Source organism: Agrobacterium sp. (assembly GCF_032092815.1).
Classification (GTDB): domain Bacteria; phylum Pseudomonadota; class Alphaproteobacteria; order Rhizobiales; family Rhizobiaceae; genus Agrobacterium.
The window spans coordinates 153,948-164,692 of the sequence record NZ_DAMDBP010000009.1; the positions used below are offsets into that span (position 1 = coordinate 153,948).

The window sequence follows — 10,745 nt, forward strand, 5'->3', positions numbered from 1 at the left end:
TTCTCCATTGTTAAAAACCAGCCTTGATCAGGCCTTCCCGATAAAGTTCTGTCTGCCAGGCCTCTTTGTGCGGCACCATTTTAAGCCACCGCTCGAGGTCGAAATCAGGGTTGCTTTTCAAAACCCGCATCCGGCAGGCGCGCGCTTTGGCGGTTTCGCCCAGCATGCCCCAGCTTGCCGCGGCAAGGCGTGATGCGGGGGCGCTGTCGCGCATTCGCCCGATGTAATCGAGGGCTTGCTGGTACTCGCCCAGAAAATAACTGGCGCCGGCTGCGGTCCATAAATAGGTGTCGGGCGACAGGGGATTGAGTGCAATTGCAGCACCGATCTTGTCGAGCGCAGCCTTCGGGTCACTGGCGTGAACGAGGCTGTCGGCGTGGCTGTACAACACATCGGCATAGGTCGGATTGAGCGTTTCTGCCTGGCCCAGAGCTTCAAGGCTGTCATCGATCTTGCCGCCATAGAGCTGGCTGACACCAAGCTCCTTGAAAGCACCGGCAAATTGATCATTTTCGGCAACGGCTGTTTTGGCCTGCTGTTCCGCATGCTGAAGCAGATCGTTATCGTCGCGTGCGGTCAAGAGCCATTCCATGGTCAGCGTGCGAGAAATTCCAGCCCGTGCGGCGGAAAAACTCTTTTCGCTGTCCAATGCTTCCTTGAAATGCCTTCGTGCCTTGCGGATGGATGGAAGGTCCAGTCTGGAAAGGCTTTGCAAACCACGAAGATAGGCAAAATAGGCCTGTGGTCGGCTGTGATAATCAACCACATGTGCAGAGCGACCATCGACCGTATCGAAAATCGATTTCTGGATCACCTCGGCGATGACCATTTTCTGAAGCGTCACCTCATCCGCGTTCAACTGGAACCGGTTCGCCCACAGAACTTCGTCGCTCGGCATATAGATAAGCTGCACAAACAACTGGTCATCGGAACGCTTCGTGTCGAGCGCATAGAGGACCGAATGTTTTTCGAGGATCGCGGCCTTGTCCTTAGAGGCGCGAATGCGTTCCGCCGTGTAGGGCGCAACGACCGATACCGACCGGCTCGTGCAAAGACCAATCGTCAGATCCTCGATCAAGGCATTGGCAACAGAACCATATTGGTGTGCATTCTGCAATGTCTCAGGTGGAAGCAGTGCGATGCGAGGCGGTGCGACAATATCCGTCGGCGTTTTGGTGTTGTTTTGCTCGGAGACAACGGCGGCCAAAGAACTGTCCCGTAGCGGAACTGCGGGTGTGCTTTGCAGACCGTTCAACTCGGCAGATGAAGAAATGGCGCGTCTGATGTCTTCGTCATCTGGGTCGTATTCAAGCAACAGAACTGCAGCACGCCGCAGTTCAGAGCGGTTTTCTTGTGTCTTGGTTTCTGCGCGAAGGGCCATGAAATCAGCGCGCAACTGCCCTGCGAGCCGCGTGCGAACATCACGAACCCAGACATCAAGCGTGCTGGCGCTTTCGCCGTGCAGGGGTAGAAACTTCAGAGCGACCGCATCACTCGCCGCCCGCAAACGTTCTGAGGTGTCTACACCTTGCGAAAGCGCGAAGTCACAGCTTAGTGCGTCAGGAACAAGCGAAACCGTGGAATTGTCGGCAACGACCAGCGGGCCAATCGGGTCGGTGATGGCGGCGAGACGACGGAGCATCGAGCGCAGGTTGGTCGCAGCAGCCTCGCCACGGTCCGGCCAAAGCATGCTTGCCAGTTGCCGCCGCGCAACCGGGCGGCCGATGTCATGCAGATAGGCCAGGAAGACAAGTGACAGGCCTGGCGCAGGCAGGTTTTGTCCCGCGCTGTCGCGCAGCCTGCAATCGCCAAGCGTCGTTAGGAAAAAACCCATAAGAAATCAGAAGGCAGAGGCTTCGATGCGATCGTCGTCTGTGTCGGTGGGCTCGGAGTTATTTTTCATCGCCCGGACGAGGTTCAGCACACTCTGGCGCAGGCGCGGGCTTTTGATCGAGTTGAAGGCCGTAACCAATGCAATGGTTTCCTTGGAGCTCATCAATTCATTGATGTCGCCCATGTCGGAGCCAGCGGTTTCGACGAGTGCATTCGGGCCGCCTTCGAAAAAGAAGGTGATCGGAACTTCAAGAACCTCGGAAATATGCTGCAGCCTGCTGGCGCTGACCCGGTTGGTGCCTTTTTCGTATTTCTGGACCTGCTGAAAGGTAAGCCCGAGACCATCAGCAAGCTGTTCTTGCGAGATGCCGGCGATTGTTCTGCGAAGACGAATACGTGAACCCACATGAACGTCGATTGGGTTGGGCATTCTATTCATTTCGGTCATCCCCAAAAACGTAACGTGGTGAACATCTATGCGTGAAAAAAATCAGCTCTGCAATCCAATTGTGGCATAGATTTTCGTTGTATTGCAGATGATTTTCGCCCACCGGCTGAAATAATTTTAGCAGTATTGGGGCAATAAAAATCGGTGGGTAATGTGGTTTGTACCATGCGCGGACAGCGGCTTCGACTTCGGAGTTGATGTCGATCTCTGCATTGCCACTGATCAGGCATGATCCAGCGCGATATGATTTCTCAAATTGAAGGGCGTCTGGTGCCGGATGCACGAACCAGATCGAGCGACTTTGCGCTGAAATACGCGATCAGTTTTGAGTGGATTTCAACGGCACAATCATGTCTGCGATGATTGCCGCGGATGTCCAATTTTGTGCTTTCGGTTATCATCTTGCAGGGTATTTGCCGGCTGAACGGCATCATTTTATCGCGTAAAGCTTGGCAAATACTGCCATTTTTCACGGTTCAATTTTTTAGGCCGGTCGTAGAGATGATGGGATTGACTCATTTATGAAACCGGTTACATTTATTGATGTAAACGGTTTCATTGTGGATATCCGTTGCTTGGAGGAGCAAAATTTCATGTTTAGACATTTGATGGCTGCTGCTGCGATGGTGCTTGCAGCGGGCACGTCCGTGCACGCGCAGGAACAGAGCTTCAAGATCGGTCTTTCCAATTCATTCGTGGGCAGTGAATGGCGCACGCAGATGATCGAGGAGGCTCAGGCTGCCGCAAAAGCATGGGGCGAAAAGGGCGTCAAAGTCGAAGTTGTCGTGCAGAGCGGTAATGTCGATGTGCAGGGTCAGATCGGCCATATCAGAAACTTCATGAACCAGGGTGTTGATGCAATTCTGATCAACCCTGGCAGCCCGACGGCCTTCGATCCGATCTTCGCGCAGGCCAAGGCGCGCGACATTCTCGTCATTGCAACCGACGCTGAAGTATCCTCCAAGGATGCGATTTATGTTGGTATCGACCAGAAGGCATGGGCTGCACAGTCCGCCCAATGGCTTGCCGACACCTTGCAGGGCAAGGGCAGTGTTGTTGCCATCAACGGCATTGCAGGCAACCCAGCCAATGAGGCGCGTGTTGCCGGTTACCGTGAAGTGTTCGCCAAATATCCCGACATCAAGGTTTTGAACGAAGCCAATGCGAGCTGGGACCAGGCGCAGGGCCAGCAGGCCATGCAGAACCTGCTTGCAACCTATCCTGACATCAGCGGTGTCTGGGTACAGGACGGTATGGCTGATGGTGCATGGCGCGCAATCGAAGCCGCTGGCAAGGCCAAGGACATTGCTGCGACCGGTGAAATCCGCAAGGACTTCATGACACGTTGGGAAGCGGAAAAATTCAATTCCGGTGCCTCGGTCAACCCTCCGGGCGTTATGGCCAGCGCGTTGAATGTTGCCGTGCTCAAGCTGCAGGGCAAGGAATTCAAGGACGGCGTTTTTGGCGGTACCTATGGCAATGCCATCTATATTCCGATCCCGTTCGTCAACAATGAAAACCTTGCTGACAACATCAAGGCTGCCGATGGCAAACCCGGTTACTGGTCGGTTACTGCAACCGTAACGCCGGAACAGGCTGGCGAGTTCTTCAAATAAGACCGCCTTCGGGCTGGCGGTTGCCGCCAGCCCCTATCCTGAATAACCGCATGCGGGCGATGTTTTTGTCGTCGTTCGCCAATAACACGTGTATTTCGGAGACATGCGATGGCGAACGCTTTGGAAGCGGCCGGCATAACGAAGAATTTTGGTGCCGTGCGTGCGCTCTCTGCTGGCAAATTGACCGTTGGTCGTGGTGAAATCCACGCACTGCTTGGCGCGAACGGTTGTGGCAAGAGCACGCTGTGCAAGATCGTTGCCGGGGCTGTCGCGCCGACCAGTGGCACCATCATGTTCAATGGCAGTGAAGTGCGCTTCAAAAGCCCGCGCGATGCGGAAAATGCCGGTATTGCCCTGTTTTACCAGGAGCTGAGCCTCATTCCGCAGCTCTCCGTCGCCGACAATATTTTTCTCGGGCGCGAGCCAAAGCGGGGCGTGTTTGTCGACCGCAAGGCATTAAAGGCCGAAGCACGCAAGCTGATCGCCTTGTTTGACGGCGTTGCCGGACAGGGACTTGAGCCGGATGCAATCGTTGGCAATCTGCCACCGGATCAGCGCCAGCTTGTTGAAATTCTTAAAGTCTTTGCGCAAAACGCCAGCCTGATGATCATGGACGAGGCGACCGCAGCGCTTGATGGCCGTCAGTCCCAACGGTTTTTCGAAATACTGCAGGCCAAGAAAGCGGATGGTATTTCCACCATCATGATTTCTCACCGTCTGGATGAGGTTTTTGCAGTCTGTGATCGCATTACGGTCATGCGTAACGGCGCAACCATTTCCGAACTGGATACATCCACGACCACCCGCGAAGCCGTCGTGCACGATATGGTGGGTGATGTGCGTGCTGCACCTGAGCGCCAGCAAGGCCGCTCGACTGCCGCGCCAAGCCTCAGGGTAGACAATGTTGCCGGAGAGGGTGTCCGTGGCGTCAGTATTGAAGCCTATCCGGGCGAAATCCTCGGTCTGGCAGGGCTGCAGGGGCAAGGCCAGTCGGCCCTGCTGAAAGGCCTGTTCGGCGCAACGCCCTTTGTAACAGGGCAAGTGCAATTTGAAGGGCACCAGGTCACCATCGCGAAACCATCGCAGGCAGTACACAATGGTTTTGCCTATGTGTCTGGCGACCGTGGCCGCGACGCATCCCTTCAGGGACGTTCGATTTTCGAAAATCTTGTCGCTGCTCTGATGGTGCGCGAAAAACGAAAGCTGATCCAGCCATCTTCGTTGAAGCCACGCGTCCAGAAGGTCGCGGATGACATGAAAACCAAATTTGCCGGAATGGATATGCCGATTGGCACGCTTTCGGGCGGCAATCAGCAGAAAATCTTCATTTCCCGTTGGCTGGCCACCGCGCCAAAACTGCTGTTGCTGGATGACCCGACCAAGGGTATCGATCTGGGTGCCAAGGCAGATCTGTTTGCCCTGATGCGTCAGCAGGCCGACGCGGGTGCGACCATTCTTTTCTACTCATCGGAAGATGCGGAAATCCTCGAATATGCCGACCGTATTCTGGTGTTCAACGGTGGACGCATTTCTGCGGAGCTGACCGGAGCCGACATGACCCCCATCAACATGACACGCGCCGCCTATGGAGATGCCGCATGAGTTCCTCTGGCATCCTGCGCAAACAACCCTGGATCATAACGCTTGTCGTTCTCGCCATTCTCGTTGTCGTGAACACCGTTTTGCAGCCGTCCTTCATTCAGCCGTCGGTCCTGCAGTCCAACCTGACGACCTTTCTTCCCCTGATCCTGGTGGCGATTGGCCAGACCTACGTCATTCTGGCAGGTGACATTGATCTGTCGGTGGGCAGTATCGTGGCTCTCGCCAACGTCGTGACCGTCAGTGTCATTGCCGCATTTGGTGGTTCGACAGGTGCCGTCTTTGCAGGCATGGTCGCGGGCAGTGTGGTTGGTCTGCTATGCGGGCTTGTCAATGGGCTGTTTATCTCCGGCCTGCGGTTCCAGCCGATTGTCACGACCTTTGCCACCGGCATCATTTTTGCGGGTCTTGCCATCTGGGTCTTGCCTCAGGCCGGTTTGCCTGTGCCTGAAGCCTATTGGCAGACCTATTCCGGTAGCTTCATTGGTGTGCCTTTTGTGGTGTGGGTGTTGTTTGCGGGCATTGCTTTTACGCTGCTTGTGTCGCGCATTCCATTTCACACCCATCTGCTGGCTGTTGGCGGCAATCGTGCAGGTGCCTTCCAGACGGGATTGCGTCTGTCCGGCATTCGTATCGGCGCCTACATGATCTCAGGTTTCTTTTCGTCTCTGGCGGCGTTGTGTCTGACCGGTGAAACCGCCTCCGGCGACCCGCTGCTCGGTGCCAGCCTGGCACTGTCATCGATCTCTGCGGTGGTTCTTGGTGGAACCGCACTGTCTGGTGGCTTTGGCAGCTCGACCGGTTCGATCGCCGGGGCGCTGGTGCTTGGCATGATCGGCAATGTGATCTTTTTTGCGGGTTTGCCCTTCGAGTACCAGACATTGGTGCAGGGTTTGATTGTGCTGACGGCACTTGCCGGTGGCGTTCTGGTGACGAGGCGTTGATATGACCAATCCTGGCTTAAAAATCAAAACTCTGCTTACCGATCCGCTGACAATCGCTATTGGTGCATCTGTCTTCCTGCTGCTGGTTGGTGAACTCCTGTCTCCCGGTTTTGCGCAGGGGTCGCAGATCGTCCGTTTGCTGACCATTGCCGCCATTCTCGGTATTGTTGCCGCAGGGCAAAACCTCGTCATCCTTGGCGGAAGGGAAGGCATCGACCTCTCGGTTGGCGCGATGATCTCTCTTGGTGCCGTTCTGGCTGGCAACATGATGAATGGTCAGAATGCCGGTATTCCGCTTGCTATTCTTGTCGCTGGCGGCATTCCGTTCCTGATTGGCCTCATCAACGGCCTCGGCATCACATTTGTGCGCATTCCGCCGCTGGTGATGACGCTTGGCATGACGGCGGTCATCCAGGGTGGGCTTGTTGTCTATTCGCAAGGCGTTCCCTCAGGTGCGGCAGCCCCGTTGCTGGCAGGTTTCATCAACCGTCCGCTGATTTTCGGTATTCCAGGCGTTCTGTTTGTCTGGCTCGGTATCGCCGCGATCATGTTGTTCGTGCTGCGCAGAACCGCATTCGGTTTTTCGATTTACGCCATTGGCTCCAATGAGCGGGCAGCAACCCTCGTTGGCCTGCCAGTGCCGCTGATTCGCACGTTGCTTTATGGTCTATCGGGTCTTTTTGCTGGCCTGACCGGTGTGTGCGTGATCGGTTACACCGGCACATCCTTCATCTCTGTCGGCGATCAATATGTGCTGCCGTCGATCATTGCAGTCGTCATCGGCGGCACATCACTTGCCGGTGGGGCAGGCGGATATGTCGGAACAATGGCGGGAGCAGTTGCACTAACCATTCTGCAAAGCGTACTGATAACGCTCAACCTCGATGTATGGGCCCGGCAGATCATATTCGGTGTCACGTTACTTGCGCTGATGCTGCTTTATGGCCGCCAAAAGCAGTTGCGTGTGTGACAGATGAGCAAAGAACAAGGTTCGAATATCAGGGAAGTTGCAGCTATCGCAGGCGTGTCGATTGCGACCGTATCGCGGGCTCTGCAACAACCCGACAAAGTCCGCCCTGAAACCCGTAAAAAGGTTTTCGACGCGGTAAAGCAGGCCAACTTCGTTCCCAACGCCCAAGCCGCGAGCTTTCGGCGTCAGTCCAACAAAACCGTCATTCTTCTGGTTCGCGATATTGGCAATCCCTTTTATCTCGAAATCTACAAGGGTGTGGAGGAAGCGGCCAGCGAAGCGGGCTATAAGGTGCTCATGGGCGATGCCCGAAATGATGAGAACCGTGTTGCAAACCATATCGATATGGTCCGGCAAAAACATGCCGATGGCCTGATCTTGATGACCGGCCAGTTCCCGTCTGATCTCGTTGATCAGAGCGAAGCACTTCCACCGATTGTCATCGCCTCGGAAACGGTGGCTGGCGTCGCGTTGCCCACGGTCAAGGTCGATAACCGCGCGGCGTCCAGAGATGCTGTGCGTTACCTCATTGAAGCGGGACATCGCAATATCGCGCATCTTGCCGGACCGGTTCCGGAAAGTCTGGCGCAAGAGCGTTTTGACGGTTATCGCGACGCGCTTGAACAGGCCGGTATCGCTTATGCCGAAGAGTTGGTTGTGACCGGTGATTACAGCATCGAGGCCGGACGCCAGGCGATTGCTGGTCTCCTCGAAAATGGCATTTCCTTTACCGCCATCTTCGCCTCGAGTGACCAGATGGCAATTGGTGCGATCAGCGAATTGCGCGGGCGCGGCCTTTCGGTTCCCGCTGACATCTCGGTCATCGGCTTCGACGACATCATCTTCGCCAATGCCTTTGAGCCACCGCTGACCACTGTGCGCCAGCCGCGTCAGGAAATGGGTCGCAAGGCCATGGCGCTGATGGTCGACCGGCTGAATGGCAAGCGGACGACTGAGACAATCGTATTGGAAACAGAATTGGTGGTGCGCGGCTCGGTCGCGAACAACATGTCAGGGCATCCCTAGCGGGCCCTGCCCGAAATTGAGAATGCAAGGAGAGTATGGATATGAAGACGATCAAAGGCCCGGCGATTTTCCTCGCGCAATTTGTCGGAGACAAGGCACCCTTCGACACGCTCGACAATCTGGGCCAATGGGCAGCTTCCCTCGGTTACAAGGGTATTCAGCTGCCAACCGACCCCAAACTCTTCGATCTGGAAAAGGCTGCCGCTTCCAAAACCTATTGCGATGACGTCAAGGGTCGTCTTGCGGAGGTGGGTGTCGAGATCACCGAGCTTTCAACCCATATTCAGGGGCAATTGGTTGCGGTGCATCCTGCCTATGACGAGATGTTTGACGGTTTTGCACCGGTCGAACTGCGTGGCAAACCGCAGGCAAGGCAGGAATGGGCCGTCAATCAGGTCAAATGTGCCGCGAAAGCCTCGCAGCATCTCGGTCTTTCCAGCCACGCGACGTTTTCTGGTGCTCTTGCTTGGCCGTTCGTTTACCCATGGCCGCAGCGTCCGGCCGGTCTTGTCGAAATGGCCTTTGCTGAACTTGGCAAACGCTGGAAGCCCCTCCTCGATACATTCGATGAAAATGGCGTCGATGTCTGCTTTGAGTTGCATCCGGGTGAGGACCTGCATGACGGCGTGACCTTTGAACGTTTTCTTGACGTCACCGGCAACCACGCGCGTGCCAATATTCTCTACGATCCATCCCATTTCGTGCTGCAGGCGATGGATTATCTCGATTTCATCGACATCTACCACGAACGTATCCGAGCATTTCACGTCAAGGATGCTGAGTTCAATCCAACCGGTCGTTCTGGCGTTTATGGCGGATACCAGAGCTGGGTAGACCGTCCTGGTCGGTTCCGTTCGTTGGGCGACGGCCATGTGGATTTTGGCGCGGTGTTTTCCAAACTCACACAATATGATTTCGATGGCTGGGCGGTGCTCGAATGGGAATGCGCGCTTAAACATCCGGAGGATGGCGCACGTGAGGGTGCCAGCTTCATCGAAAACCACATCATTCGCGTGACAGAGCGCGCCTTTGACGATTTCGCCAAAAGCGGCGTCGACGAAGCCGCAAACCGCCGCCTTCTCGGTCTTTGAAAGGCGTCTGTAATGTCCTCTGCAAAAGCAAAGTTCGATAGTCGCCGTATTCGTCTCGGCATGGTGGGTGGCGGCCAGGGTGCCTTTATCGGCGCGGTCCATCGCATCGCCGCCCGGCTTGATGACCGTTATGAACTGGTGGCCGGCGCCTTGTCGTCGGATCCTGCGCGTGCCAACGCTTCGGCGGTGATGCTCGGTATCGCACCAGACCGGTCTTATGCGTCATTTGAGGATATGGCGGTGGCCGAAGCTGGCCGTGAGGATGGTGTTGAGGCAGTTGCAATCGTGACGCCCAATCACCTGCATTTTGCGCCATCAAAACTGTTTCTGGAATCTGGCATTCACGTCATCTGCGACAAGCCGGTAACCGCAACCATGGATGAAGCGAAGGAATTGGCCAAGGTCGTGCAGGCCTCGGACCGGCTTTTCATACTGACGCATAATTACACCGGTTATGCCATGTTGAGGCAGATGCGCGAGATGATCGCCAATGGCGACATCGGCAAGCTGCGTCACGTGCAGGCGGAATATGCGCAGGACTGGTTGACGGAAGCGGTTGAAAAGACCGGCGCGAAAGGTGCCGAATGGCGCACAGATCCGAGCCGATCAGGCGCTGGCGGCGCCATTGGTGATATCGGCACTCATGCCTTTAATGCTGCGGCCTTCGTCACTGGCGAAATTCCAGCCAGTCTTTATGCCGATCTGACCTCGTTCGTACCGGGCCGGCAACTTGATGACAGCGCTAACATTCTGCTGCGTTACGACAGTGGCGCGAAGGGCATGTTGTGGGCCAGCCAGATTGCGGTCGGCAACGAAAATGCCCTGTCGCTGAGAGTTTATGGCGACAAGGGTGGTCTTGAATGGCACCATAGGGTGCCGGACGAGTTGTGGTTTACACCTTACGGCGAACCGAAGCGGCTGATTACCCGCAACGGTGCCGGTGCGGGCGCTGCCGCCAATCGCGTCAGCCGCGTGCCTTCCGGGCATCCGGAGGGATATCTCGAAGGTTTCGCGACCATTTACCGCGAAGCCGCAGATGCAATCATCGCAAAAAGGGAGGGAAAAACGCCATCCGGGGACACAACTTACCCCGGCATAGAGGATGGACTTGCGGGTCTCGCATTTATTGATGCGGCCGTTCGGTCCAGCCAGACCTCGGCCTGGATCAAGATCGACATCTAGGACGCGGACTCATTAGCTGACGCGATCCAGATTCTC

General features: G+C 55.8%; 9 protein-coding genes. 7 read left to right on the forward strand and 2 right to left on the reverse strand.

All coding sequences use genetic code 11. From position 1 onward, the window contains the following. Positions 1 to 10 precede the first annotated feature (10 nt). Both RT613_RS07750 and RT613_RS07755 read right to left on the reverse strand, forming a co-directional pair. Positions 11 to 1,834: a hypothetical protein gene (locus RT613_RS07750; RefSeq protein WP_313614298.1), complete on the reverse strand. Its 1,824-nt coding sequence runs from the start codon at positions 1,832 to 1,834 to the stop codon at positions 11 to 13. Between the two features lie 6 nt (positions 1,835 to 1,840). Then, the gene (locus RT613_RS07755) at positions 1,841 to 2,281 is read right to left on the reverse strand and encodes a helix-turn-helix transcriptional regulator (RefSeq protein WP_313614300.1); all 441 of its coding nucleotides are present in this window, start codon (positions 2,279 to 2,281) and stop codon (positions 1,841 to 1,843) included. Positions 2,282 to 2,874: 593 nt separating this feature from the next. On the opposite strand from RT613_RS07755, the gene RT613_RS07760 reads away from it, so the two are divergent. From RT613_RS07760 to RT613_RS07790, 7 genes are all read left to right on the forward strand, one after another. Next, positions 2,875 to 3,897, forward strand: coding sequence for a substrate-binding domain-containing protein (locus RT613_RS07760; RefSeq protein WP_313614302.1), 1,023 nt, complete (start codon positions 2,875 to 2,877; stop codon positions 3,895 to 3,897). A gap of 108 nt (positions 3,898 to 4,005) precedes the next feature. Continuing rightward, on the forward strand, positions 4,006 to 5,499 hold the full coding sequence (locus tag RT613_RS07765) for a sugar ABC transporter ATP-binding protein (RefSeq protein ID WP_313614304.1): 1,494 nt from the start codon (positions 4,006 to 4,008) through the stop codon (positions 5,497 to 5,499). After that, on the forward strand, positions 5,496 to 6,440 hold the full coding sequence (locus RT613_RS07770; RefSeq protein WP_313614306.1) for an ABC transporter permease: 945 nt from the start codon (positions 5,496 to 5,498) through the stop codon (positions 6,438 to 6,440). The genes RT613_RS07765 and RT613_RS07770 overlap by 4 nt, the downstream gene beginning before the upstream one ends. Before the next feature lies 1 nt (position 6,441). Further along, positions 6,442 to 7,410, forward strand: a complete 969-nt coding sequence (locus RT613_RS07775) for an ABC transporter permease (protein ID WP_313614308.1) — start codon at positions 6,442 to 6,444, stop codon at positions 7,408 to 7,410. A 3-nt stretch (positions 7,411 to 7,413) separates the two neighbouring features. Further along, a complete protein-coding gene (locus RT613_RS07780; protein ID WP_313614309.1) occupies positions 7,414 to 8,436 on the forward strand; it encodes a LacI family DNA-binding transcriptional regulator in 1,023 nt (340 codons plus the stop codon). Positions 8,437 to 8,477: 41 nt separating this feature from the next. Beyond that, positions 8,478 to 9,527: a sugar phosphate isomerase/epimerase gene (locus tag RT613_RS07785; RefSeq protein ID WP_313614310.1), complete on the forward strand. Its 1,050-nt coding sequence runs from the start codon at positions 8,478 to 8,480 to the stop codon at positions 9,525 to 9,527. A 12-nt stretch (positions 9,528 to 9,539) separates the two neighbouring features. Next, positions 9,540 to 10,709 (forward strand): Gfo/Idh/MocA family oxidoreductase, encoded by a 1,170-nt coding sequence (locus tag RT613_RS07790; protein WP_313614311.1) that lies wholly within the window; start codon positions 9,540 to 9,542, stop codon positions 10,707 to 10,709. The last annotated feature ends 36 nt before the right edge of the window (positions 10,710 to 10,745 follow it).

Coding starts and splice junctions, on each gene's coding strand:
- RT613_RS07750 (WP_313614298.1), bottom strand. CDS start 1,834: ATGGGTTTTTTCCTAACGACGCTTGGCGATTGCAGGCTGCGCGACAGC.
- RT613_RS07755 (WP_313614300.1), bottom strand. CDS start 2,281: ATGACCGAAATGAATAGAATGCCCAACCCAATCGACGTTCATGTGGGT.
- RT613_RS07760 (WP_313614302.1), top strand. CDS start 2,875: ATGTTTAGACATTTGATGGCTGCTGCTGCGATGGTGCTTGCAGCGGGC.
- RT613_RS07765 (WP_313614304.1), top strand. CDS start 4,006: ATGGCGAACGCTTTGGAAGCGGCCGGCATAACGAAGAATTTTGGTGCC.
- RT613_RS07770 (WP_313614306.1), top strand. CDS start 5,496: ATGAGTTCCTCTGGCATCCTGCGCAAACAACCCTGGATCATAACGCTT.
- RT613_RS07775 (WP_313614308.1), top strand. CDS start 6,442: ATGACCAATCCTGGCTTAAAAATCAAAACTCTGCTTACCGATCCGCTG.
- RT613_RS07780 (WP_313614309.1), top strand. CDS start 7,414: ATGAGCAAAGAACAAGGTTCGAATATCAGGGAAGTTGCAGCTATCGCA.
- RT613_RS07785 (WP_313614310.1), top strand. CDS start 8,478: ATGAAGACGATCAAAGGCCCGGCGATTTTCCTCGCGCAATTTGTCGGA.
- RT613_RS07790 (WP_313614311.1), top strand. CDS start 9,540: ATGTCCTCTGCAAAAGCAAAGTTCGATAGTCGCCGTATTCGTCTCGGC.